Source organism: Methylopila capsulata (assembly GCF_016907975.1).
GTDB lineage: Bacteria > Pseudomonadota > Alphaproteobacteria > Rhizobiales > Methylopilaceae > Methylopila > Methylopila capsulata.
The window spans coordinates 323,205-347,123 of record NZ_JAFBCY010000004.1; the positions used below are offsets into that span (position 1 = coordinate 323,205).

24 protein-coding genes, 1 tRNA gene and 1 pseudogene are annotated in these 23,919 nt (G+C 69.3%); 12 read left to right on the top strand and 14 right to left on the bottom strand.

The genetic code is table 11. The annotated features are described in order from the left end of the window. Positions 1-208: 208 nt before the first annotated feature. The 3 genes from JOD31_RS17410 to JOD31_RS17420 form a co-directional block, all read right to left on the bottom strand. Positions 209-1,237, bottom strand: coding sequence for an NAD(P)/FAD-dependent oxidoreductase (locus JOD31_RS17410; RefSeq protein WP_204951705.1), 1,029 nt, complete (start codon positions 1,235-1,237; stop codon positions 209-211). 85 nt (positions 1,238-1,322) lie between these two features. Beyond that, the gene (locus JOD31_RS17415; protein WP_204951706.1) at positions 1,323-1,643 is read right to left on the bottom strand and encodes a 2Fe-2S iron-sulfur cluster-binding protein; all 321 of its coding nucleotides are present in this window, start codon (positions 1,641-1,643) and stop codon (positions 1,323-1,325) included. Between the two features lie 173 nt (positions 1,644-1,816). Then, on the bottom strand, positions 1,817-2,194 hold the full coding sequence (locus JOD31_RS17420) for an Hpt domain-containing protein (protein WP_204951707.1): 378 nt from the start codon (positions 2,192-2,194) through the stop codon (positions 1,817-1,819). A 332-nt stretch (positions 2,195-2,526) separates the two neighbouring features. On the opposite strand from JOD31_RS17420, the gene JOD31_RS17425 reads away from it, so the two are divergent. From JOD31_RS17425 to JOD31_RS17435, 3 genes are read left to right on the top strand one after another with little or no spacing between them, the layout of a single operon-like run. Further along, positions 2,527-3,054, top strand: a complete 528-nt coding sequence (locus JOD31_RS17425) for a SixA phosphatase family protein (RefSeq protein ID WP_204951708.1) — start codon at positions 2,527-2,529, stop codon at positions 3,052-3,054. Then, positions 3,051-4,526, top strand: coding sequence for a YcjX family GTP-binding protein (locus JOD31_RS17430; protein ID WP_204951709.1), 1,476 nt, complete (start codon positions 3,051-3,053; stop codon positions 4,524-4,526). Before JOD31_RS17425 ends, JOD31_RS17430 begins: the two co-directional genes overlap by 4 nt. Then, positions 4,523-5,569 carry a YcjF family protein gene (locus JOD31_RS17435; RefSeq protein WP_204951710.1) on the top strand — a complete coding sequence of 349 codons (1,047 nt, stop codon included), beginning with the start codon at positions 4,523-4,525 and terminating at the stop codon, positions 5,567-5,569. The genes JOD31_RS17430 and JOD31_RS17435 overlap by 4 nt, the downstream gene beginning before the upstream one ends. Before the next feature lies 1 nt (position 5,570). Here JOD31_RS17435 and JOD31_RS17440 read toward each other — a convergent pair. Together JOD31_RS17440 and aroC are read right to left on the bottom strand one after the other, a co-directional pair. Further along, a pseudogene (locus tag JOD31_RS17440) lies at positions 5,571-5,964 on the bottom strand (GFA family protein). 304 nt (positions 5,965-6,268) lie between these two features. Next, entirely contained in the window at positions 6,269-7,357 is a 1,089-nt protein-coding gene (gene aroC, locus JOD31_RS17445; protein ID WP_204951711.1) for a chorismate synthase, read from the bottom strand. A 123-nt stretch (positions 7,358-7,480) separates the two neighbouring features. On the opposite strand from aroC, the gene JOD31_RS17450 reads away from it, so the two are divergent. Further along, on the top strand, positions 7,481-8,017 hold the full coding sequence (locus JOD31_RS17450; protein ID WP_204951712.1) for a 3'-5' exonuclease: 537 nt from the start codon (positions 7,481-7,483) through the stop codon (positions 8,015-8,017). A gap of 19 nt (positions 8,018-8,036) precedes the next feature. On the opposite strand, the gene JOD31_RS17455 is transcribed toward JOD31_RS17450, so the two are convergent. Beyond that, positions 8,037-8,882: an AAA family ATPase gene (locus JOD31_RS17455; protein WP_204951713.1), complete on the bottom strand. Its 846-nt coding sequence runs from the start codon at positions 8,880-8,882 to the stop codon at positions 8,037-8,039. Between the two features lie 238 nt (positions 8,883-9,120). Here JOD31_RS17455 and JOD31_RS17460 point away from each other — a divergent pair, with 238 nt between their 5' ends. Continuing rightward, positions 9,121-9,768 carry an invasion associated locus B family protein gene (locus tag JOD31_RS17460; RefSeq protein ID WP_204951714.1) on the top strand — a complete coding sequence of 216 codons (648 nt, stop codon included), beginning with the start codon at positions 9,121-9,123 and terminating at the stop codon, positions 9,766-9,768. A gap of 10 nt (positions 9,769-9,778) precedes the next feature. Here the strand turns inward: JOD31_RS17460 and sfsA are convergent, their stop codons facing one another. Continuing rightward, on the bottom strand, positions 9,779-10,513 hold the full coding sequence (gene sfsA, locus JOD31_RS17465; protein ID WP_246482567.1) for a DNA/RNA nuclease SfsA: 735 nt from the start codon (positions 10,511-10,513) through the stop codon (positions 9,779-9,781). Position 10,514: 1 nt separating this feature from the next. After that, entirely contained in the window at positions 10,515-10,928 is a 414-nt protein-coding gene (locus JOD31_RS17470; protein ID WP_204951715.1) for a VOC family protein, read from the bottom strand. A gap of 104 nt (positions 10,929-11,032) precedes the next feature. On the opposite strand from JOD31_RS17470, the gene JOD31_RS17475 reads away from it, so the two are divergent. The 6 genes from JOD31_RS17475 (at position 11,033) to JOD31_RS17500 (ending at position 15,000) form a co-directional block, all read left to right on the top strand. Then, positions 11,033-11,764: a competence/damage-inducible protein A gene (locus tag JOD31_RS17475; RefSeq protein WP_204951716.1), complete on the top strand. Its 732-nt coding sequence runs from the start codon at positions 11,033-11,035 to the stop codon at positions 11,762-11,764. 21 nt (positions 11,765-11,785) lie between these two features. Continuing rightward, positions 11,786-12,307, top strand: coding sequence for a xanthine phosphoribosyltransferase (gene gpt / locus JOD31_RS17480; protein WP_204951717.1), 522 nt, complete (start codon positions 11,786-11,788; stop codon positions 12,305-12,307). A 151-nt stretch (positions 12,308-12,458) separates the two neighbouring features. Then, entirely contained in the window at positions 12,459-12,674 is a 216-nt protein-coding gene (locus JOD31_RS17485) for a hypothetical protein (RefSeq protein WP_103119779.1), read from the top strand. 78 nt (positions 12,675-12,752) lie between these two features. After that, positions 12,753-12,837, top strand: a tRNA-Leu gene (locus tag JOD31_RS17490). Positions 12,838-12,990: 153 nt separating this feature from the next. Then, a complete protein-coding gene (locus JOD31_RS17495; protein WP_204951718.1) occupies positions 12,991-13,920 on the top strand; it encodes an alpha/beta hydrolase in 930 nt (309 codons plus the stop codon). 141 nt (positions 13,921-14,061) lie between these two features. Next, positions 14,062-15,000, top strand: coding sequence for an alpha/beta hydrolase (locus tag JOD31_RS17500; RefSeq protein WP_204951719.1), 939 nt, complete (start codon positions 14,062-14,064; stop codon positions 14,998-15,000). 97 nt (positions 15,001-15,097) lie between these two features. On the opposite strand, the gene JOD31_RS19680 is transcribed toward JOD31_RS17500, so the two are convergent. From JOD31_RS19680 to tam, 5 genes are all read right to left on the bottom strand, one after another. Beyond that, on the bottom strand, positions 15,098-16,516 hold the full coding sequence (locus tag JOD31_RS19680; protein ID WP_204951720.1) for a glycosyltransferase family 61 protein: 1,419 nt from the start codon (positions 16,514-16,516) through the stop codon (positions 15,098-15,100). A gap of 90 nt (positions 16,517-16,606) precedes the next feature. After that, a complete protein-coding gene (locus tag JOD31_RS17510) occupies positions 16,607-18,091 on the bottom strand; it encodes a DEAD/DEAH box helicase (protein ID WP_204951721.1) in 1,485 nt (494 codons plus the stop codon). Positions 18,092-18,365: 274 nt separating this feature from the next. Further along, the gene (gene pgi / locus JOD31_RS17515) at positions 18,366-20,003 is read right to left on the bottom strand and encodes a glucose-6-phosphate isomerase (RefSeq protein ID WP_204951722.1); all 1,638 of its coding nucleotides are present in this window, start codon (positions 20,001-20,003) and stop codon (positions 18,366-18,368) included. Between the two features lie 124 nt (positions 20,004-20,127). Beyond that, positions 20,128-20,724, bottom strand: coding sequence for an MOSC domain-containing protein (locus JOD31_RS17520; protein WP_204951723.1), 597 nt, complete (start codon positions 20,722-20,724; stop codon positions 20,128-20,130). Then, positions 20,721-21,497 carry a trans-aconitate 2-methyltransferase gene (tam, locus tag JOD31_RS17525; protein WP_204951724.1) on the bottom strand — a complete coding sequence of 259 codons (777 nt, stop codon included), beginning with the start codon at positions 21,495-21,497 and terminating at the stop codon, positions 20,721-20,723. Before tam ends, JOD31_RS17520 begins: the two co-directional genes overlap by 4 nt. 201 nt (positions 21,498-21,698) lie before the next feature. Between tam and JOD31_RS17530 the strand changes: the two genes are divergently transcribed. Beyond that, positions 21,699-22,202 (top strand): hypothetical protein, encoded by a 504-nt coding sequence (locus tag JOD31_RS17530; protein ID WP_204951725.1) that lies wholly within the window; start codon positions 21,699-21,701, stop codon positions 22,200-22,202. A gap of 7 nt (positions 22,203-22,209) precedes the next feature. On the opposite strand, the gene ettA is transcribed toward JOD31_RS17530, so the two are convergent. Next, positions 22,210-23,862: an energy-dependent translational throttle protein EttA gene (gene ettA / locus JOD31_RS17535; protein WP_204951726.1), complete on the bottom strand. Its 1,653-nt coding sequence runs from the start codon at positions 23,860-23,862 to the stop codon at positions 22,210-22,212. Positions 23,863-23,919: the final 57 nt, after the last annotated feature.

The following is a 23,919-nucleotide window of genomic DNA, read 5'->3' on the forward strand; positions in this document are numbered from 1 at the left end:
CGTCCTAAAACACGTTCGCCAGAGTTCGCTTGTGGCGGCGAACACGCTCCACGTCGTCCCGGCCGAAGTGCCGGGGTCATAAACCCAGTCGTATCAGGTTGTTACGCACCGTCGTGGTTATGGATGCCGGCACTTCGGACGGCATTACGACGGTGGTTCACGCGCTCGAAGTCGCGGTGAACGGGCGCCAGTTGGGCGCGATCGGCCGTCAGGCGCCCGCCAGCTTCTTCTGCAGGGTGGACGACGAGGTCGAGTGCTGGAAGACCATCCGGCGCTCCGGATGAACGCGGCGGGCGGCGGCCTGGGCCATCAGCGCCGCCTCGTGGAAGCCCGAGAGGATTAGCTTAAGCTTGCCGGGGTAGGCGTTGACGTCGCCGATCGCGAACACGCCGGGTGTCGTCGTCTGGTAGCTCTTGACGTCGACCGGGATGAGGTTTTCGCTAAGGTTCAGTCCCCAGTCCGCGATTGGGCCGAGCTGGGCCGCGAGGCCGAAGAACGGCAGCATGGCGTCGGCGGCGATCTCGTGGAGCGACCCGTCCTCAGCCTTGGCCTTCACTGCCTTCAGCATGCCGTTCTCGCCGATGAGGCCGGTGGCCTGGCCGATGAACAGGTCGACGACCCCCTTGTCCACCAGCGCGCGCATCTTGTTGACGGTGTCCGGCGCGGCGCGGAACACGTCGCGCCGGTGGATCAGCGTCACGCTTTCGGCGATCGGCGCGAGGTTGAGCGTCCAGTCCAGCGCGGAGTCGCCGCCGCCGATGATCACCAGATGCTTGGCGCGGAACGCGTCCTTGGCGCGGACGGCGTAGAACACCGAGCGCCCCTCGTAGGCCTCCACGCCCGGGATCGGCGCGCGCCGCGGCAGGAACGAGCCGCCGCCGGCGGCGATCACCACGACCTTGGCGTCGAAGCGGGTCCCGGCGTCGGTCGTCAGAAGAAAGCGGTCGTCGGAGGTCCGCTCGAGAGCGGAGACCATCTGGTTGAAGTGGAACCGGGGCGCGAAGGGTTTGATCTGGGCGAGCAGGTTGTCGGCGAGCCCCTGGCCGGTGACCTCCGGCAGGCCGGGAATGTCGTAGATCGGCTTCTCGGGATACAGCTCGACGCACTGCCCGCCGGGCCGGTCGAGAATGTCGACGACATGGGCCTCGACGTCGACCATGCCGAGCTGGAACACGGCGAAGAGGCCGACGGGGCCAGCCCCGACGATCACGGCGTCTGTGCGGATGATGTCGGTCATGGCGTCCCGGATCTGCGCGAAGCGTGAGGACGCGCAGATCTAGCCGAGGCGCGGCCCCGGGAAAAGGACCGGCGGCCGAACGGCGTCAGCCCTGACGCTGAGGGGTCGTCACCTTGAGGCCGTCGAGCGCCGACGTGATCTTGATCTGGCAGGAGAGGCGGCTGGACGGCCGGACGTCGAAGGCGAAGTCCAGCATGTCCTCCTCCATCGGGGTCGGACCGCCGACCACCTCGCTCCAGGCCTCGTCCACGTAGACGTGGCAGGTCGCGCAGGAGCATCCGCCGCCGCACTCGGCCTCGATGCCGGGGACGTCGTTCGCGATGGCGACCTCCATCACGGTCTGGCCCTCTCGCGCCTCGACCGTGCGTTCGCCGCCGTCATGATCGGTGAAGGTGATCTGGGCCATCGCCGCGCCGCCTCTTGCACAGACGGACCGGCCCGCCGTGCCGCGGCCGATCCTTCGGCGGGCTGTTTAGAGCGTTTCGCATCCGCGCGCCAGACGCCGGCCGGTCGCCGTCGTCGCGCGTTCAGATCGCGGCCGGCTGATCCAGCCGGCCCGTACGTTCGAAGCCTGAAGGCTCAGCGGTCGAACCCGAAGCGCAGTTCGATCGCGGAGGTCGCCTCTGCGACGGACTCGGCGACTTCGGCGAGAGCCTTGCCGGTAGGCTCGCCGGCGTTCGCCGCGCGCTCGAGCTCGTCGGCCGCATAGGCCACGCGACCGGCGCCGACGCCGCGGGCCGAGCCCTTCAGCGTGTGCGCGATCTGGGCGCGCTCGGACGGGCAGGTCACCGCTTCGAAACGGAAGAGGAGGATGCGCGCCTGACGGCGGAAGAGCTCGAGGACCTCGCGCTCGAGGGTCCGGTCGCCAAGGGTCTGGCGGGAGAGGTGGGCGAGGTCGATCGCAGTCGCGAATTCCCCGCCGGTGCGTTGCTCGTACTGTTCCATGATGCTCGACATGATGACTTTAAACTCCAACCCCGCTGATACGCTGCGGGCGCCTTTCTGAAGTGTGCGACTGCGATGGTGAAACAAAGGCGCCGAAACGTCTTGATCACCTTTCGGCGAAAGCTTTTCCTAGAAAGTGACCTTTCGGCCACGGTGATCAGTTTCGCCGAGCGACGTTGAACTCGGTCCGAACGCGGCGTTCATCCGCCGTTCACCCTGGCGCCACCCATGGAAACGCCATGGAAGGTTTCCGAGTCGTGAACGGCGAGGCTTGAGAAAGGCGTTTGAGGCCCCCACCTCCTGCAGCGCCGTGGAATCGTCGCGGCTGTGAATTCCGGGGATCCATGCGCCGTCTCATTCTGTTCCGTCACGCGAAGTCCGATTGGTCGCTGGCCGCGACCGCCGACCATGACCGCGGCCTCGCCACCCGCGGCCGAAAGGCCGCCGGGCCCATGGGGGCGTGGCTGGCGGGCCGGGGCTTCCGCCCCGACCTCGTGCTGTGCTCGACGGCCAAGCGCGCGAAAGCCACCTGGGACATCGCGAAGGGCGCCTTCTCGCCGGCTCCGGAGACACGCGTGTTGCGGGAGGCCTATGAGGCGTCCGCCCAGGGCTTGCTGGACCTGATCCGCTCCGCGCCGTCGGAGGCGCAGACGTTGATGCTCGTCGGCCACAATCCCGGCCTCGCGGATCTGGTCGACCTGCTGGCGGGCTCGGGGGACCCGGAGGCCCGGCGGCTGCTGTCGGTGAAGTTTCCGACGGCCGCGATCGCGGTGCTCGATTTGCCATTCGATCGCTGGACCGAGACTGCGCCGCGCGCGGGACGGCTCGACCGGTTCGTCACCCCCAAGAGCCTCGGCCTCGACGTCGCATGAACTTCGGCGACCTTGCCCACGAAGCCCGGATCGCGGCGCAGAGCCTGCTCGACGCCGCCGCAGGCACGCTCGATCCGACGCTGCGGCTCGGCGTCACCGGGCTGTCGCGCGCGGGCAAGACCGTGTTCCTCACCGCGCTGGTCAACGCCCTGACGCAGGGCGGCCGCTTGCCCGCGTTTCGCGCCTACGGCCAGGGCCGCATCGCCGGGGCGCGGCTCGCGCCGCAGCCGGACGACGCCGTGCCGCGGTTCGAGGTCGAGACCCATCTGAGGGCGTTGACCGGCGCCGACCGGCACTGGCCCGAGTCCACCCGGCGGATCTCCGAGCTGCGCGTGGTGGTCGATTTCGAAAGCCGCTCCGGCTTTCTCAGCCGGCAGCGGCCGGGCCGTCGCCTCACGCTCGACATCGTCGACTACCCCGGCGAATGGCTGCTCGATCTCGCCCTGCTGTCGCAGGACTTCCGGACCTGGTCGCAGAAGACGCTGCAAGCCTCTGACGGCCCAACGCGCGCGCCGCTCGCCGCCGAATGGCGGGCCCATCTCGCGACCCTCGATCCGACCGCCCGCGAAGACGAAACCGCCGCCCGGCAGGCGGCCGCGCTGTTCCGCGCCTATCTGATTGCAGGCCGCGGCGAACGCGTCGCGCTGTCGACGCTCCCGCCCGGCCGCTTCCTGATGCCGGGCGATCTCGACGGCAGCCCGGCGCTGACCTTCGCGCCGCTCGACCTTCCGGCCGAAGGCGAGGCCCCGACCGGGTCGCTGTGGGCGATGATGGAGCGGCGCTACGAATCCTACCGCAACCACGTCGTGAAACCGTTCTTCCGCGACCACTTCGCGCGGCTCGACCGCCAGGTCGTGCTCGTCGACGCGCTGGCCGCGCTGAACGCGGGCCCCGAAGCGGTCGCGGATCTCGAGGTGGCGTTGACCGACGTGCTCGCGGCGTTCCGGCACGGCCGGAACTCGTGGCTCACCAGCCTGTTCCGGCCGAAGGTCGACCGGCTGCTGTTCGCGGCCACCAAGGCCGACCACCTGCATCACACCAGCCATGACCGGCTCGAGGCGATCCTGCGGCGCCTCGTCGGACGGGCGATCAAGAATGCGGAGTTCGACGGCGCGGCGGTCGACGTCGTGGCGCTGGCCGCGGTGCGGGCCACACGGGAAGCTACGGCGCGGCAGGGCCGGGACGATCTCCCCGTCATCGTGGGCGTGCCGGAGGCGGGCGAGCGCTCCGGAGGCCAGGTGTTCGACGGCCAGGAGGAGATCGCGGTGTTCCCCGGCGATCTGCCGGAGGACCCTGAGACGGCGCTCAGCGCTGGCGGCTACCGCGGCCGCGCGGTGAGCGACGACGGCGGCGACATCCGCTTCGTGAAGTTTCGTCCGCCGAGGCTCGCGCCCGAGCGCGGGGTCACGCAGCTTCCGCACATCCGGCTCGACCGCACGCTCGAATTCCTGCTGGGAGACGCGTTGCTGTGACCGACGCTCCGTCAAACGACCCGCGGCGGCAGGCCCCGCGGCGGCCGACCGCCTTCCGCCTGAACGATCCCTCCGTGGTGATGGCCGCTCCCGACGAGACGGTCGCCACCTCGCGCGGCGGCGTGGTCGTGACCTCGCAGCCCGATCCCTTCGAGGTCGAGGAGCCGGCGGCCGCGCCTGTCGCGCCGCGGCGCAAGGGGCTGTCGCTCGGCAACCTGTTCTTCGGCGCTCTCGGGGGCCTCGTCAGTCTTGCGGTCGGCCTGTGGGCGACGCGGGTGGTCGAGGACCTGTTCGCGCGCTCGGACTGGCTGGGGTGGGTCGCGCTCGGTCTCGCCGGGCTCGCGGCGCTGGCCGGCCTCGCCATCATCGGGCGAGAGGCCGCTGGCCTCATGCGCCTGTCGCGGATCGAGCACCTGCGGGAGGCGGCGGACGCCGCGCACGCGAGCGACGACGCCAAGGCCGCCAAGCGCGTGATCGCGGACGTGATGGCGCTCTACGCCGCGCGGCCGGAGACGGCGCGCGCGCGCCGCGCCATCGCCGCCCACGACGACGACATCATCGACGGCTCAGACCGTCTCAAGATCGCAGAGCGCGAACTGCTGGCGGCGCTCGACGTAGAGGCGACGCGCGCGATCGCGTCGTCCGCCAAGCGCGTGTCGGTGGTGACCGCGGTGTCGCCGCGCGCCATCGTGGATCTCGCCTTCGTGGCGGTGGAGGCCATGCGACTCATCCGGCGGATCGGGACGATCTACGGCGGCCGCCCGGGGTCGCTCGGCTTCTTCAAGCTGGCGAAGCATGTGCTTGGCCATCTGGCCGTGACCGGCGGCATGGGGGTCGGCGACGGTCTGCTGGAGCAGGTGCTCGGCCATGGCCTTGCGGCGAAGCTTTCGGCGCGGCTGGGGGAGGGTGTGCTGAACGGTCTTCTGACGGCCCGCGTCGGCCTCGCCGCCATGGCGGTCTGCCGGCCTCTGCCCTTCGTCGAACGCCGTCCTCCGACGGTGCGCGAGGTCGCCGGCAACCTTTTCGACACGCAGCGCCCCTAGCTCAGTCCTCGGACCGCCCCGTGGGGTCGCGGTCGCCGCCGTAACGGCGCGGCAGCGGAAACGGCGGCAGCCAGGACTCGCGACGGACGGTCCAGCTTTCGTAGGTGGGACGCAGCTGGTCGGGCGCGTCGAGAGATCCGAGGTTCACTTCGACCTCGTCGCCCGTGCGCGCGAACACCGACGAGCCGCAACGGGGACAGAAAAAGCCGTCCGGCGTAGGAGCGCGGTTCGCCGTGGACCGCGACCGCATCCTGGGGAAACACCGCGGAGGCGTGAAACAGCGCGCCGTGGTGCTTGCGGCAGTCGAGGCAGTGACAGAGCCCGACCCGGTAGGGACGTCCCGACGCCACGATCCGGACATCGCCGCAGAGACAACCACCTGTAAATCGCTCCATGGCCGCAGCCCTCCGGTTGAGGTCGCCAGGGGCAGGGATCCGCCGCCCGCGCCGAACATCAGCTTGGACCATGGGGCGCGGAGAGCAAAAAAAACCGCCGGCTCGGGGACTGCTTACCGGCCGGCGGGTTTCTCAAGTTGAAAACGCGGCCCCGAGGGGGTGCGCCTATGCGGTCTCGTACGGCGCGTTCGTGACAACGGATTTACCTCGCCGCGGACCAACCGCGCCTTCGGTCGCGTCGTCGAAATCGCCGTCTGGACGCGCCCCGGTTTCGGGCCGCCCGGACGACGCGTCAAGCCTTTGATCAGCCGCCGGTCTGGCCGCGATGTCGCAGGACGTGGTCCGCGAGCACGCAGGCGACCATCGCCTCGCCGACGGGCGCGGCGCGGATGCCGACGCAGGGGTCATGACGGCCCTTGGTCGAGACGTCGACGTCGGCGCCCGAGGCGTCGATCGACCGGCGCGGCGTGAGGATCGACGAGGTCGGCTTCACCGCGAAGCGCGCGACGATGGCCTGCCCGGTCGAGATGCCCCCGAGGACGCCGCCGGCCTTGTTCGACAGGAACACCGGCTTGCCGTCGTTCCCGGCCCGCATCTCGTCGGCGTTGTCCTCGCCCGTGAGGCGCGCCGCGGCGAATCCCGCGCCGATCTCGACGCCCTTGACCGCGTTGATGCTCATCAGCGCCGCCGCGAGGTCGCCGTCGAGCTTGCCGTAGATCGGCGCCCCGAGGCCTGCGGGCGCGCCGTCCGCCTCGACCTCGAGCACCGCCCCGACCGAGGAGCCTGATTTGCGGATCCCGTCGAGATAGGCCTCCATCTCCTTCGCCGCGACCGGATCGGGGCAGAAGAACGGGTTGCGGTCGACCTCCGCCCAATCCCAGCGCGACCGATCGATCTCGATCTCGCCCATGGCGACGAGCGCAGCGCGGATGGTGACGTTCGGGAGAACAAGGCGCGCGATGGCGCCGGCCGCCACACGCATGGCGGTTTCGCGCGCGGACGAGCGCCCGCCGCCGCGGTAGTCCCGCACGCCGTACTTCATGTCGTAGGTCACGTCCGCATGCCCCGGGCGGTAGCTCTGGGCGATGTTGGAGTAATCCTTCGAGCGCTGGTCGACGTTCCGGATCAGCAGTCCGATCGGCGTGCCGGTGGTCGTGAGCAGGCCGTCCTCGGCCTCCAGCACCCCCGACAGGATCTCGACCTCGTCCGGCTCGCGCCGCTGGGTGGTGAAACGCGACTGGCCGGGGCGCCGGCGGTCGAGCGCGGCCTGGACGTCGTCCCGCCGGAAGGTCAGCCGCGGCGGGCAGCCGTCGACCACCGCGCCGATGGCGGGGCCGTGGCTTTCGCCGAAGGTGGTGACGCGGAAGAGGTGGCCGAAGCTGTTGTGCGACATGGGTGGAGGCTATGCCACGCTGTGATCGTGGCGAAAAGCTTCTGGCGACGCTCTTTTCGATACCGTAGGAACGATCCGTTAACGTCCCGCCGCACGCGCCAGTCGAGTCCCGATCGGAAAGAGATGTCCACGCCGCTTGAACGCATCGCCGCCGGCGAAAGCCGCTATGTCTTCTTCGACCTCGAGACGACGGGCCTGACGCCGAAGCGGGACCGCGTGATCGAGATCGCGGCCCTCAAGTTCGACCGCGCCACCGGCGAACTGTCGGCCTTCCAGTCGCTGGTCAAGCCGGACCGGGCGATTCCCGCCTTCGTCAGGGCGATGACGGGCCTCGACGACGCCGCCTTCGCCGAGGCGCCCGAGCCAAAGGACGCCTTGGCGAGCTTCTTCGCCTTCGTCGGCGAGGATCCCCTGGTCGCCTACAACATCGGCTTCGACCACGCTTTCCTCGTCGCCGAGGCAGAGCGCGCCGGCCTGACGGCGCCGGCGACGACCGTGTGCGCCATGCGCTTCGCACAGGGCCGCGTGAAGGACCTCCCGAACCACCGCCTCGAGACGGTCGCCAAGGCCCTCGACGTGCCGCGCCCCCGCGCCCGCCGCGCGATGGAGGACTGCCTGACGGGCCTCACCGTGTTCGAGAAGTCGCTGGCGCTCGTCTGAGTCCCGGTCGACGGGCGCGCTATCGTCCCTCGCGCCTCATCATGAAGGCCATGCGCTCGAACAGCTGGACGTCCTGCTCGTTCTTCAGCAGCGCGCCGTGGAGCGGCGGGATGGCCCGGCGCGGATCCTTCGCGCGCAGGGTCTCGGGCGCCACGTCCTCGGCCAGCAGCAGCTTCAGCCAGTCCAGGAACTCGCTGGTCGAGGGCTTCTTGCGCAGCCCGGGCGCATCGCGCACCTCGTAGAACAGCGCGAGAGCCTCCGACAGCAAGCGCTTCTTCAGCCCGGGAAAATGCGTCTCCACGATCGCGGCCATGGTGTCCGGATCGGGAAAGCGGATGTAGTGGAAGAAGCAGCGGCGAAGGAAAGCGTCCGGCAACTCCTTCTCGTTGTTCGAGGTGATGATCACGACCGGCCGGCGGGCGGCCTTCACCGTCTCGCCGGTCTCGGGCACGTGGAACTCCATGCGGTCGAGCTCGAGCAGCAGGTCGTTCGGGAACTCGATGTCCGCTTTGTCGATCTCGTCGATCAGCAGCACCGGGCGGCGCTCCGCCGCGAAGGCGGTCCACAGCGGGCCCTTGCGGATGTAGTTGGCGATGTCGGACACGCGCGGGTCGCCGAGCTGACCGTCGCGAAGCCGGGCGACGGCGTCGTATTCGTAAAGCCCTTGAACGGCTTTCGTCGTCGACTTCACGTGCCACTCGAGCAATGGGGCGCCGAGCGCCTGGGCGATTTCGCGGGCGAGCACGGTCTTGCCCGTGCCCGGTTCGCCCTTCACCAGCAACGGCCGCTCCAGCGTCACGGCGGCGTTGACGGCGATCTTGAGATCCTCCGTCGCGACGTAGGAGGTCGTGCCTTCGAATCTCATGCGTCGGGCGCCCGTCCGTGCGTGGTTGCGTCGCAGGACAGATAGCATCCGGCGGGCGTGCGCGTCAGGCGCTCGATCGCCGCGCCGGTCCGCTGTCACGGTTGAACTTTAGATCTATTCTATACTTTGCAGTTCTGCCGCTTTTGCGATCTCCTGCGGCGAGGGACTTACCTTGCGCGGCGCCTTTGGTGTAAAGCGGCCTGCATCCGCCGTTCGATGTTTTGGAAGAGCCCCCGTCATGCTCCGCTTCAGCGCCGCCATCCTTCTCGCCGCCGCCTTGGCGGCCGCTCCGGCCGCCTTCGCCCAGCAGCCGACGCCCGAGGAGATGAAGGCCGCCACCGACCGGCTGCGGAAGAACGACCGGACGACGCAGCCGCAGCCGACCGACGCTCAGGCGGCGAAGGCGCAGGCTCCGGGACAGCCCGCCGCCGCGGCGCTGCCCAATGGCGCGGGCTCCATCAACGAGACCTACGGCGACTGGACCGTGGATTGCCGGGTCGCGGACAGTCGCAAGAGCTGCCTGCTGTCGCAGGCGCAAGGCGACAAGCAGTCCGGCCGCCGCGTGTTCGCGATCGAGCTGCGCGTGCCGGCGGACGGGAAGACCGAGGGCGCGGTGCTGATGCCCTTCGGCCTGAAGCTCGACAACGGCGCCATCCTCACCCTCGACGACAAGGATTTCGGGAGCGGCCTGCGCTTCTCCACCTGCGTGCCGCAGGGCTGCGTGCTGCCGGTGTCGTTCCCCGCGGCGGCGACGGACGCGATGAAGAAGGGCCAGCGCCTGACGGTGTCCTCTCTCAACCAGAGCGACGGCCAGGTGACGAGCTTCAGCGTCTCGCTGAACGGCTTCTCCGCCGCGCTCGACCGGCTGGCGGCGCTGGGAAGCTGACCCTCAGAGGTCAGTCAACGATCGGGACCTCGCGGTCGAGCCGGACGCCGTCCAGCGTGACCGTCGCGCTCCAGCAATGCGCCTCGACGCCGCGGGCGCGAGCCAGGTCGAAGGCGCGACCATACGCAGCGTCGACGTCGCGGGCGATCGCGAAGCCGGCCGCCGGGCCCTGCACGATGAACAGCATCGCCGCGCGGGCCCCGGCCGCGACCTCGTTCGAGAGCTCCACGAGATGCTTCGCGCCCCGGGCGGTCACCGCGTCCGGGAACTCCGCGAGCGCGCCGCGACGCCACAGGTGGACGTTCTTGATCTCGACGAAGGCCTTCGGCCGGCCTGCGCTTTCGAGCAGCAGGTCGATGCGGCTGTTGACGCCGTAGCGCACCTCGCGCCGTACGCTGTCGTAGCCGGCGAAGGCGGGCAGCAGGCCGGCGGCGACCGCCGCGAGCCCGAGCTTGTTGGGCGCTCCGGTGTCGACGCCCACCAGCGTCGGACGCCCGTCGATCTCCACCTCGACCACCGCCCAGGACCACAGCAGAGACCCGCTGGTCTTCGGGCAGAGCCAGACGCGCATTCCGGGCGTGGAAAGCCCCATCATCGAGCCCGAATTCGCCACATGGGCGACCACCTCGCGGCCGTCGTCGAGCCGGACGTCGGCGAGGAAGCGCTTGTAGCGGCGGACCAGCCGGCCGGGCACGAGCGTGGCCGGGTAGGGCAGCACGGGGAACGCGGGCGTGGCGGCGTCCATCTCAGAGATCGTCGGCCGCCGTGGAGATCGCGCCGTATCCGTCGCCGTGGAACTGGATGAGGCAGAAGCCGTGGCCGAAGGGATCGGACAGCGTGACGAGGGAGCCCCAGTCGTGGGCGGCGATCTCGCCCTCGACGACCGCCCCGGCCGCCGCCGCGCGGTCGCGCGCGGCCCGGACGTCGTCGACGACGACGTCGAGATGCAGCGGCGTCCAGTGCCGGGCGTAGGAGCGGCGCGCGCGTCCGGCGGTCGAGGTGTGCTCCCCGCGCTGGAGCAGATAGACCGGCGTCGGCCAGCCCGCCATCTCCACCGCGGCGTCGCCGATCCGGCGCGTCGGCGCCAGGCCGAAGGCCGCGCGGTAGAACCGCACGGCGGCGGCGAGATCCGGAACGTCGATGTTGATGAGCGGCGTCACGGCTGTCTCCTTCAGGCGAAGCGGCTCCCGAGGCGGCGCCTCGCTTGTTCGCCGCCGATCGCTCCTCTATCTCCGCCACGTCCTCCCATCGCAAGGCCGATCCCATGTCGAACACGCCCGCCACCGCCGCCGTCCTCGTGATCGGCGACGAGGTGCTTTCGGGACGCACGCGGGACAGCAACAGCGGCTACATCGCGCAGTATCTCACCAACATCGGGATCGACCTGAAGGAGGTGCGCGTCGTGGCGGACGACGAGGCGGCCATCGTCGAGGCGATCAACGCGCTCCGCGCCCGCAACACCTACCTGTTCACGACCGGCGGCATCGGCCCGACGCACGACGACATCACCGCCGATTCGGTGGCGAAAGCCTTCGGCGTCGGCATCGACCACGATCCTCGGGCCGTCGCGATGCTGCGGGAGCGCTTTCCCAACGCGGCGGACCTCAACGAGGGCCGGCTGCGCATGGCCCGCATTCCCTTCGGCGCGGACCTCATCGCCAACAAGGTTTCTAAGGCCCCGGGCTTCCGGCTCGAGAACGTCTTCGTCTTCGCCGGCGTGCCCTCGATCATGCAGGCCATGCTCGACGAGGTCGGGCCGACGCTCGCGGCGGGCGTCAAAGTCCTGAGCGAGAGCGTGCGGGCCGACGCCAAGGAGGGCGACATTGCGACGCCGCTCGGCGCCGTGCAGAAGGCTCATCCCGGCGTCGCGATAGGCAGCTATCCCTTCGTGGACGAGGGCGGCTTCAACACCAACATCGTGATCCGCTCGCGCGATCCCGAGGCGCTCGCCGCGGCGAAGGCCGCGGTCGAGGCGATGCTCGCCGGCCTGCGCTGAGGCCTCAAGAGGACGACCACCATGGCGGCTCCCGGCCCCGAGAAGATCTTTCCCGTTTCGTGGGAGCAGTTTCATCGCGACGCCCGTGCGCTCGCCTGGCGCCTGACGGCGGACGCGGAGGCGGTCGGCGGCTTCAAGGCGATCGTCAGCGTCACCCGCGGCGGGCTGGTGCCGGCGGCGATCGTGGCGCGCGAACTCGACATCCGGGTGATCGAGACGGTCTGCGTCGCGAGCTACCACGACTACGACACGCAGGGCGCGATGACCGTGCTGAAAGAGGTTGCGGCGTCGGTGGCGGCGCTCGGAGGCGGGCAGGGGCGGGGCGTGCTGATCGTCGACGATCTGGTCGACACCGGCGGCACCGCGCGCTGCGTCCGCGCCATGCTCCCGGAGGCGCATTTCGCCACCGTCTACGCCAAGCCGCAGGGCCGGCCGCTGGTGGACACCTTCGTCACGGAGGTCAGCCAGGACACTTGGATCTATTTCCCCTGGGACATGGGCCTCGCCTTCCAGCCGCCGATCCGCGAGGGCGCGGCGGGATGAGTCGGACTGTTGCGATAGTGTGAAAGCGGTCGAAAGGAGTTATGCGAAAGTAGCATGCCTCCGTCGAGGACAACGCGCATTGTGCGATGCGGCATCGGGCTTATCTTGAGTGCCAGGAACCAACGGGTTCCAGGAACTTTGGAGATCGAACGTGGCTCGCAATCTTTCCGTCGCGATGGGCCGCCCTCTGCCGGCGCTTCGCATCCGCAACATGGCTCGTGAGGTGATGGAGACCATTGGTCTCGTGTTCGCCGCCGGCCGCGTCGCATCGGCGGTCGAGTCGCACCGGACTCCGAACGCCGCCGACCTCGACCGTCTCGGCATCTCCGACGCGGCGACCCAGGTCCGCCGTCCGTTCGGCTCGTAAGCCTACGTCGTTATCGATTGCTGGAAGGCGCGTCGCAGTTGCGGCGCGCCTTTTTCGTGTCCATACCTTGCCGCACGGGCGGACGTGGCGAAACCGGTAGACGCACGAGACTTAAAATCTTGCGCCGCAAGGCATGCGGGTTCGAGTCCCGCCGTCCGCACCAACGGTTCAGGTCTCGGCTGAGGTCCGGCTGCTCCAGATCAGGGCCAGCCGAAGCCGATCGCCCAGCCGGGCGCGTTCCGGCGCACGAGATTCTGAACGGCGCGGAGCGCTGGGAGCCCTATGTTCCGGCTCACATGCCGTTGAATGGTGCCCGATGCGTCGACGAGCCTCCGCCGTCCTGAGCTGCCTTCTCGCCTCCACCGGAGCGGAGGCCCAGGGCGTCGTCGAACGCAACCAGACGACCTGGAGCCCGGCGCTGGGCCGCGCGATCGAATACAATCTCTACCGCCCGGCGACGCAGCCCACCGGCGGCGAGCGCTGGCCCGTGGTCTACCTCCTCGAAGGCCGTCCCAGCGTGTCGGACTGGCTCGACCAGGGCGGCCTGGCCGAGACAATGGACCGGGCGATCGCCGAGGGCGCGATGCCGCCGGCGCTCGTGGTGACGCCCGTCGCGCCTTACAGCTGGTATGTCGACAACCCGGATCCCGGTGGCCACGGCCTGATGAAGACGGCGATCGTCCGCGACCTCGTCGCGGCGGTCGACCAGCGGTTTCCCACCGCGGCCTGCCGCGAGGGGCGGGCGGTGGGCGGCCTGTCCATGGGCGGATACGGCGCGCTGTTGTTCGCGATCGACGCGCCCGAGGTGTTTTCCGCGGCGATCAGCCTCGCGGGCGCCGTGAGCCCGCCGATCGACCGCAACGACGTCGCGCGGCTGAAGCGCGCCGACGCCTTCTACGACGGCGCCTTCGGCCGGCCGCTCGATCGCGAGCGGTTCAACGCCTGGAACCTCTTCACGCGCCTCCGCACGCTCGAAAAGGGCGCCGCGCCGCAGCCGGACGTCTACCTGTCGATCGGCGACCGCGATCGTGGGGGTCTGCTGCAGAACACGACGCGGCTGCATGTCGCGCTGCTGCGGGCGGGCGTCGACAGCACCTTCCGGATCGGCCCGGGCCAGCATGATTGGGAGACGTGGCGGCGTGAGTTCGCTAGCTCCCTGACGTGGCTCGGGCCCAAGCTCGATCCCACCTGCGGCCACGACGTGGCCTCGACCGGAGCGCCTGACGGGACCAGGCCGACGCCTTGAACGCATGCAAAAGCGCAAGGCCGGCGCCGACCATTTGGGCGTGCTTTTCTGATCGTGCGCGCAATAACATCGTGACGGCCCCGACGACGTTCTGACGCCGCCCGCGCCGCTCCCGGTTGCCCGCCCGTCGGAGAGCGCCCGTTGATCACGCGTATCCTGTCCGCCAGCCTCGCCGCCGCGGCCCTGGTCTTGAGCGCCGCGACGCCCGCCGTCTCCGGCGGGGTCGTGGAGCGGGACCTCAAGGCGCCCAGTCCCGCTCTCGGCAAGCCGCTGCGCTACAGCCTCTACAAGCCCGCCGGGGAGCCCGCGCCCGGCACGCGCTGGCCCGTGCTTTACCTGCTGCACGGCGGCGGGCCGGGCGAGGCGGACTGGCTCGATGCGGGCGGGCTCGCGACCACGATGGACAAGACGATCGCGGAGGGGGCTATGCCCCCGACGGTCGTGGTCATGCCCTACGCCGGCAACAGCTGGTACGTCGACAACCCCGATCCGCAAGGCGAAGGCCTGATGGAGACCGCGATCACGCGCGATCTCGTCAATGCGATCGACCGGAGCCTGCCGACGGCGGCCTGCCGCGGGGGCAGGGCGGCCGCCGGCCTGTCGATGGGCGGCTACGGCGCGCTGCTGTTCGCGTTCGACAAGCCGCGTAGGTTCGGCTTCGGGGTCAGCCTCTCCGGCAGTCTGACCCAACCGATCGCGCCGCAGATGACCAGCCGTCTGAGACGCGCGCGCACCTTCTACGACGGCGCCTTCGGCACGCCCTTCAAGGTCTCGCGCTTCAACGCGGCCAACCTGTTTCCCAAGGCGCCGCGGCTCGCGCTGCTGCGCGAGAAGCCGAAGATCTACATCAACGCCGGAGACCACGACCCGGGCGGCATCGTGCAGGGCTCGACCGAACTGCATCTCGCTTTGCTGAGGGCGGGCGTCGACAGCAAGCTGACGATCGTCCCGGGCCGCCACGAGTGGCCCTTATGGCGGCGCGAACTGGGACCGGCGCTCGCCTGGCTCGGCCCCCAACTCGACACGACCTGCGGCGCGGCCGACGGCGTGGCCATCGTGAAATCGACCACCACGCAGTGAGACGTGGGCGCTCAGATCAATCGCCGGCGCGCTCATGATGTTGAAGGAACGCTGCGCCGAACAGCGGTTCACGCCGCCGGGCTGAGATCGCCGCGGATCAGCTTCGCGCGTCGAGATGCGCGAGGAAGGCCGGGATGTCCATGCGCCACGAGTCGTCGGCGCCCACCTGAGGCTCGAGCCACGCCGTGTAATCCAGGCCGAGCGTCGAGCTGAGGCGGGCGTAGTTGAACCGCAGCCCGTAGGTGCCGTCCCGGATCGGCAGCAACTCCGTCACCCGAGTTCCGGGGGACCTGAAGAGGATATGCGACAGGCCCGCGCCGTGCGGCGAGATGACATGCTCGGCGTGCGTCGTGAGAAACACCTGTCGCCACAGCGGGAGATCTTCGAAGAGGACGATGGCGTAGCCGCGGGCGCGCAGCGCCGCTTCCAGCTCCGCTTCGTTCGCCATGATGCGCCGCGCCGCCCGGCTCCGGGAGATGTAGAGCAGACGGTTCGGCTCGACGCCCTCCGCCGTCGCAGCCTCGCGAGCAGACGCTTTCATCGCTTCGAAAACGGGCGCGACCCTGTCCCAGTAGCGCAGGCCGGCGAAGCCGGTTCGCGCGATCAGGAGGCGGCGCACGAACACCGCCTCGTCTATGACGTGGAGCGGGCTGTTCGACAGCCCCGCCAAGGCCAGCGTGTCGCGCTCGAACTCAGGCGCTCCGCCGCTCTGAAGAACGGTCACCCGCGGAGCTCCGGGCTCGAACATCCAGGACAGGTTCGCGACCCGCTCCGCGAGCCAGTGATAGATTCCGCGCGACGCGCCAGCGACCGAAAACCCCTCGTCGATGGTCGGGACGTCTTCGCGGGTGACGTTCGGCGGTTCGCGGGAGGCGGTCGCGTAAACGACGCCGCGCTCGTCCCAGATCTGACCGATCCGGCTCACGAACACGTCACGGCGTTCGAAAACCGCTGGACCGGAGCCTTTCTGGGTCCGTTTGCGATGCTCCACGATCGCGTCCCGCAGACCTTCGACATGGCGTTGAGGGGTGGCGGAACTCGCCGCTATGGTGATGTCCGCAGGCGGCCTCGGGATCGCGCCGGGCGCGGGGAACGCCGCCGAAGAGCGCTCCAAAGGCGTGGCCTCGGAGCGTCTCAGCTTTTGCGACAGCGCGTCCTGGATCTCGCGCCTGGTCGTCCCGTCCTTCACGTAGGGGATGATCCGCGACGCCTCGCGAATGAACGCCGGGTCGCCGGCGTCCGCGGGAAACGACGATAGCAGCCGCCATGCCGGGACAGGCGCCCCGGAGCGGGCGATCTCACGCACGATCGCGAACCGCTGCTGCGGCGGCCAGTCTTTCGACGCTGTCTCGGCGAAGCTCGCCGCGCGGTCCAGTCCGTTCAGGTCCTGGACCTCGCAGGCCGCCCGAATGAAGATCTTCAGGACGCCGGGCTGACGCCACGCCGCTTCCTTACCGGCGTCTTTCAAGACGGCCGGCCAGTCGCCCCGTGCGAGCGCCTCGCGAATGTCGCGCACGTTCACAGTCGTCAACTTCCGCAACCCCCGTCACTCTGTGACGAGAAACGTCGCATCAAGGGTCCGCAGGGGCAAGCGCGGCGGGGGGCGTCAGCCGTGGTCGGCCTGACGGCGATCGCCCTGCGGACGACCGTCGCGACGCGGGCGGCGACCGCCGGGCTTTGCACCGCCGCCGTTCGCCTTCAGGAAGCCGACGCCGGAGATGCCGCCTTCGGAGCCGCGGCCGCCGTCGTTCCGCGCGCCCTGCGGGGCGGCGTGCTGGCGACGCGGCTCAGCGGTGCGATTGCCGCTCTCGCCGCCGGGACGGCCGCCGTCGCGGCGCGGCTGCTGGTTGCGCTGGCCGCCGCCGGCCGGACGACCCTGGCCCTGCGGCCGGCCGCTGCCGCCGCCACGGTTCTGACCCGTCTTGGACGCGGCGCCCGCGCCTTCCGGCTCGGCCTTTCCGGCCTCGGAACGGCGGTCGGTCGAGGGGATCGACTGCTTGATCAGGCGCTCGATGTCGCGGAGATAGGCGCGCTCGTCGTTCGCCACCAGCGTGATGGCGAGGCCCGCCGCGCCGGCGCGCGCCGTGCGGCCGATGCGATGGACGTAGGATTCCGCCACGTTCGGCACGTCGTAGTTCACCACATGGGTGACGCCGTCGACGTCGATGCCGCGGGCGGCGATGTCGGTCGCGATCAGCGTCTTGATGTGCCCGGTCTTGAACGACCCGAGCGCGCGCTCGCGCTGGGCCTGGCTCTTGTTGCCATGGATCGCGGCGGAGGCGATGCCGGCCTCCTCGAGCTGGCGCACGACCTTGTCGGCGCCGTGCTTGGTGCGGGTGAAGATCAGCGCGCGGCCGATCTCGGGCGAGCGCAGCACGTCGACCAGAACGGTCTTCTTGCCGGCCTGCTCCACGAACACGACGCTCTGCTCGACGCGATCCGCGGTCTTGGCGACGGGCGTCACCTGGACCATGGCCGGGTCGGTCAGCATGGCGTCGGCGAGGTCCTTGATGGTCTTCGGCATGGTGGCCGAGAAGAACATCGTCTGGCGACGGTGCGGCAGCATCGGCAGGATGCGGCGGATCGAATGGATGAAGCCGAGGTCCAGCATCTGGTCGGCTTCGTCGAGCACGAAGAACTCGACCTGATCCAGCCGCAGCATCTTGCCGTCGATGTGGTCGAGCAGGCGGCCCGGCGTCGCGACGAGGATGTCGACGCCGTTCGAGAGCTTGCGGACCTGCGGGCCGGCGGCGACGCCGCCGAACACGACGGCGATCGAGAGCTTCAGGTTCTTGGAATAGGAGCGGAAGGAGTCCGCGATCTGGCTGGCGAGCTCGCGGGTCGGCGACAGGATCAGCGCGCGGCAGCCGCGGCGCGGGGCCATGCGCGGGTTCGCGACGAGCTTCTCGATGATCGGCAGCGCGAAGGCGGCGGTCTTGCCGGTGCCTGTCTGGGCGATGCCCATCAGGTCGCGGCCGGAGAGCAGCGCCGGGATGGCCTGGGCCTGAATCGGGGTGGGGGTTTCGTAGCCGTCGGCCGAGAGCGCCTGGAGAATGGGCTGCGACAGGCCGAGATCGGTGAACTTGGTCAAGGTGCTAAAGCTTTCGAATGCAGCCGTGCGCTTGCGCGTCAGGCCTCGAAAAGGCGCGCGCGGCGACGGCGGGTGCGTTGAGACGCGCCCCGCGTGATCTGGGCTGTCGAGGAGGTTCGTGGGCGTCCGGCAGGTTCGGGCGAGGGGCCCGACTCACGCGGCCTGGACGCGAGGGCTCGCATCGTGTGCGATGCCGTCTATTCGCATGTGCGAAGAGGAAAAGTCAAGGCGAGGACCGGGCGGCGCTGCGGGGCGAGCTCGATGAGCGGCCCGCCTAGGCCTCCCGCAGCTTCGCCAGATGCTCGACGAGCCCCCTAGTGGAGCTGTCCAGCTCCTCCGTGCCCCTCTCGCCCTTCACCACCGGGATCAGCCGGCTTGCGAGCTCCTTGCCGAGCTCCACGCCCCACTGGTCGAACGAGTTGATCCCCCAGATCGTCCCCTGCACGAACACCTTGTGCTCGTAGAGGGCGATCAGGCGGCCGAGCGTGCGCGGATCCAGCGTGCGATAGGCGATGGTCGAGGTCGGGCGGTCGCCGGGAAAGGTCTTGTGCGGGGCGAGTCGGGTCGCTTCCGCCGCGTCGACGCCGGACGCTTCGAGTTGCGCCACCGCTTCCTCGGTCGTGCGCCCCTTCATGAAGGCCTCGCCCTGCGCCAGCCCGTTCGCGAGCAGCATGGCGTGCTGGTCGGCCACATGCTCGTGCGGAACGGCGCCGAGCAGGATGTCCGCCGGGACCACGTTCGTGCCCTGGTGCAGCAGCTGGTAGAACGCGTGCTGCCCGTTGGTGCCGGGCTCGCCCCACACGATCGGTCCGGTCTTGGTCGCGACCGGCGCGCCGTCGAGCGTCACCGACTTGCCGTTCGACTCCATGTCGAGCTGCTGGAGGTAGGCCGGGAAGCGCGCGAGCCGCTGGTCGTAGGGCAGCACCGCGTGGGTGTCGTAGCCGCAGACGTTGCGGTGCCAGATCCCGATCAGCCCCATCAGCGCCGGGATGTTGCGGTCGAGCGGCGCCGTGCGGAAGTGCTCGTCGATCTCGTGGCCGCCGGCCAGGAAGGCGTCGAAGTTCTTGCCGCCGATCAGGATGGTCAGCGACAGGCCGATCACCGACCACAGCGAGTAGCGCCCGCCGACCCAGTCCCAGAAGCGGAACATGCGGTCCGCGCTCATGCCGAAGGCCTCGACCGCCCTGGCGTTGGTCGAGATCGCCGCGAAGTGCGCGCCCACCGCCGCTTCCCCCAGCGCGCCCACGAGCCAGCGCCGCGCCTCATGGGCGTTCGCCATGGTCTCCATGGTGGTGAAGGTCTTGGAGGCGACAAGGATCAGCGTGCTCGTCGGGTCGAGATGGCGCAGCACGTCGGTGATGTGCGAGCCGTCGACATTCGAGACGAAGTGCCCGCGAAGGCCCTGCTGCGTGTAGGGGCTGAGCGCGAGCGCCGCCATGGCGGGGCCGAGGTCGGAGCCGCCGATGCCGATGTTGACCACGTCGGTGAAGCGCTCGCCGGTCGCGCCTTCGAGCACGCCGGCGCGGACGGCCTCCGCGAAGTCGGCGGCCTTGCGGCGCTCGGCCAGCACCTCCGGCATCACGTCGACGCCGTCGACCAGGATCGAGGCGCCCTCGGGCGCGCGCAGCGCCGTGTGCAGCACCGCGCGGTCCTCGGTGACGTTGATCTTCTCGCCCGCGAACATCGCGTCGCGACGCCCCTCGACGTCGGCGGCCTTGGCGAGCGCGACCAGCAGCTCAAGCGCTTCGGGCGTCATGTGGGTCTTGGAGTAGTCGAAGAGCAGGTCGTCCAGCTTCACCGAGTAGCGGGCGAACCGCTCGGCGTCGTCGGCGAAGAGTTTTCGGAGCGTCAGGCCCTCGGCCTCGCGGCGAAGCTCGGCGAGGCGGTCGAACAGGACGGCGACATCGGTCATGCGTGCGAATCTCCGAGAGGCGCGAGCGGGACGTCGGACCCGCGCGCCTTGCGGAACATAGGGGTCGCGAGCGATTTGAACATCGCCGAGCTGGGGCGCGGGAGCCGCAGGGCCGGGTTTCGTCCTAATAGACCCACTGCTCGGGCACGCGGACGGTCACATCAGAGCCGGCCGTGACCTCTCCGGCGCGCTCCACGCTCGCGACCGCGCCCCTGAGGCGCTTGGCGATCTTCGGGAAGCTGAGTTCGTCACCCGGCCGTCCCGTGTGGCCGGCGATGGCCCGCCCGGCGTCCCGGCACGGCGCATTCTGCGCCTCGACCACCACGCAGGCGCCGCCCTCGAAGAACAGACGCGTTCCCGCCGGCAGGAACGACAGGCTCGGCAGGCCGTCCAAGACGAGGTCGGCGCCGATCCAGCCCGCCTCGACCGCGGGAAGCCCCATGGCGCCCGCGATCTCCGCAAGCTCCTCGACGGAGACGATGGAGAGCTGGCGGCCCGAGCGGATCTCGGTTCCACGCGGATGCCATGGCTCGCGCGGCCCGGCGCGGCGGGTGAAGCCGGCGTGCGGATCGCCGGGCACGCCCTCGAGGGTCAGCGTCAGTCCGGCGACCGGCGCGGTCTCGAAGCTCGCGGCGCCGGCGACCGCCAGCGTCTGGGCGAGCCGCGCCGTGAGCCGGCGGCCGGGGTGGACGGAGACCGCGCCCAGCAGGTCGCGGCTCATGCGCGCGTCGCGACGATGAACAGCCGGGGAAAACGCAGCAGAACCTTGCCGTCGGAGAGCGCGGGGTAGAGCCGGCGCGCCCGCTCCACATAGGCCGCGACGAAGGCCTCGCGCTCGCTGGCGTCGAGCGGGTCGAGGAACGGGCGCAGACCCGTCGCCTTCAGCCAGTCCGCGATCGCCTCGGCCCCGTCGAGCGGGTGGGCGTAGGTGGTGCGCCAGACGTCGACCTGCGCCGCATGCGGCCGCAGCATGTCGTAATAGGCCTCCAGCGACGGCAGCGCCGTCCGGGCGGCGGCGGCCCGCGCGAGACGCTCCCGCCAGCGGGGATCGAGCGCGACCTCGCGCATTGCCCGGTGCGACGGCTCGTCGAGATTGTCGGGCATCTGGATGGCGAGGGCGCCGCCGGGAGCGAGCAGGCCCATGAGCCGCGGCAGCAGGGTGTCGTGGTGCGACAGCCACTGCAGCACCGCGTTGGCGAAGATCACGTCGGCCGGCCGCTCCGGGACCCAGGTCGCGACGTCGGCTTCGACGAAGCGGGCGCCGGGCAGGCGCTTGCGCGCTGCGGCCAGCATGTCGGGAGACGTGTCCACGCCGACCGCCTCCGCTTGGGCAAAGCGGCGGGCGAGCAGCTCCGTCGAGTTGCCCGGGCCGCAGCCGAGATCGACGACGAGGCCCGCGGTCGTGAGCGGCACGCGCGCGAGCAGGTCCGCGGAGGGCCGCGTGCGCTCGTCCTCGAAGCGCAGGTAGGTCGCTGCGCACCAGTCGTCACGCATCATAAATCTGTTCGCCCCTAGAATTCTCGTCAGGTGGAATAGGTTGCAATTCGACTAGCCGGCCCGACGTGCCCACGATGAGCACGCGTCTGCCAGCTTCGACCATCTCAATGAGGGCTTCGAGTTCAACTTCGGCTTGTTCTATCGTGAAAATAGTCATCAGCCTCGACCTACGGAAATCAGCCGGAATTAGGTGATCACATGGTCTCCAAAACCACAGTGCTTGGAGCCGCTGGCGAGCACTACGTTATGTGCCAGCTTTTGCGTCGAGGATTGATTGCAGCGCTGGCCCCGGCGGGTGTCCCTCATACTGACATTATTGTCACGGACGACGTTGGTGATCGGGTATGCGCCGTTCAAGTCAAAACTCGTGTCGAGAAAGGCACAGACGGCGGCTGGCATATGAGCTCCAAGCACGAGCGGATCATATCACCAAATCTATTCTATGCGTTTGTTGATTTTGGAAAGAACGTGGATTCGATGCCAGTGTCCTACGTGGTCCCCAGCGCGGTCGTAGCGGATGTTATCAAGCATTCGCATACGCTGTGGCTATCCACGCCTGGCAAGGCGGGACAGCAGCGCAAAGATGGCGACTTCAGGCGATTTTTGCCGAACTACGATAAAATGGGTTTGTCGTTTGGCCACGGCGCCGGATGGCTGAATCCAGTTCAAGAGGCGTTCTCTTTGGTTGAGAACGCCTCTTGAACTTATGTCAGCGCGCGAACTGGCGGTACTTGATGCGCTTCGGCTCGACCGAGTCCGGACCGAGGCGGCGCTTCTTGTCTTCCTCGTAGTCCTGGAAGTTGCCCTCGAACCATTCGACGTGGCTGTCGCCCTCGAACGACAGCATGTGCGTCGCGATGCGGTCGAGGAACATGCGATCATGGCTGATGATCACGGCGCAGCCGGCGTAGTCCTCGAGCGCCTCCTCGAGCGCCCGCAGCGTCTCGACGTCGAGGTCGTTGGTCGGCTCGTCGAGCAGCAGGACGTTGGCGCCCGACTTCAGCATCTTGGCGAGGTGCACGCGGTTGCGTTCGCCGCCGGAGAGGTCGCCGACCTTCTTCTGCTGGGCCGCGCCCTTGAAGTTGAAGGCGCCGACATAGGCGCGGGAGTTCACCTCGCGCTTGCCGAGGTAGATCACGTCGGTGCCGCCCGAGATTTCTTCCCAGACGTTCTTGTTCGGATCGAGCGAGTCGCGCGACTGGTCGACATAGCCGAGCTGCACCGTCTCGCCGACCTTGATCTCGCCCTTGTCGGGCTTGTCTTGGCCGGTGATCATGCGGAACAGCGTGGTCTTGCCCGCGCCGTTCGGCCCGATGACGCCGACGATGCCGCCGGGCGGCAGCTTGAAGGTCAGGTTCTCGATCAGCAGCTTGTCGCCGAACCCTTTCGACATGTTTTCGAAGTCGACGACGTTCGCGCCGAGGCGCTCCGCGATCGGGATGACGATCTGGGCGCTGGTCGGGCCGGCCTCGGACGCCTTCGCCACAAGATCGTCGTAGCGCTGGATGCGGGCCTTGTTCTTGGCCTGACGGGCCTTCGGGCTGTTGCCCATCCACTCCTGCTCGCGCTGGAGCGTGCGCTGAAGCGCCTCCTCGACGCGGTTCTCCTGGATCATCCGCTTCTGCTTCTGCACCACCCAGGCGGAGTAGTTGCCCTCGTAGGGGATGCCGCGGCCGCGGTCGATCTCGAGGATCCAGCTCGTCACCTTGTCCAGGAAGTAGCGGTCATGGGTGATGATCAGGATGGCGCCGGGATAGTTGCGGAGATGGTTCTCCAGCCAGCTGACGGTCTCGGCGTCGAGATGGTTGGTGGGCTCGTCCAGCAGCAGCAGCTCGGGCTCCTCGAGCAGCAGCTTGCACAGCGCCACGCGGCGCTTCTCGCCGCCCGAGAGCTTCTCCACGTTCCAGTCGTCCGGCGGGCAGCGCAGCGAGTCCATCGCCTGGTCGACCTTGCTGTCGAGGTCCCAGAGGCCGAGCGCCTCGATGCGGTCCTGAAGCTCCGTCATCTCGTCGGCGGTCTCGTCGGAGTAGTTCATGGCGAGCTCGTTGTAGCGCTCGAGAATCGCCGTTTTCGACGCGACGCCTTCCATGACGTTCTCGCGGACCGTCTTGTTGGGATCGAGCTGCGGCTCCTGCGCGAGGTAGCCGACGCGGGCGCCCTTCGCGACCCAGGCCTCGCCGGTGTACTCCTTGTCGATCCCCGCCATGATCTTCAGCAAGGTCGATTTGCCGGCGCCGTTCGGGCCGAGGATGCCGATCTTGGCGTCCGGGTAGAACGAGAGGTGGATGTTGTCGAGGGTCTTCTTGGCGCCGTACGACTTCGACAAGCCGCTCATATGGTAGATGAATTCGCGCTGTGCCATGGGGTCTCGGGCTCGCGTGGGATGCGCGCGCGGCGTGAGACGGCCGGCGCTGGATGT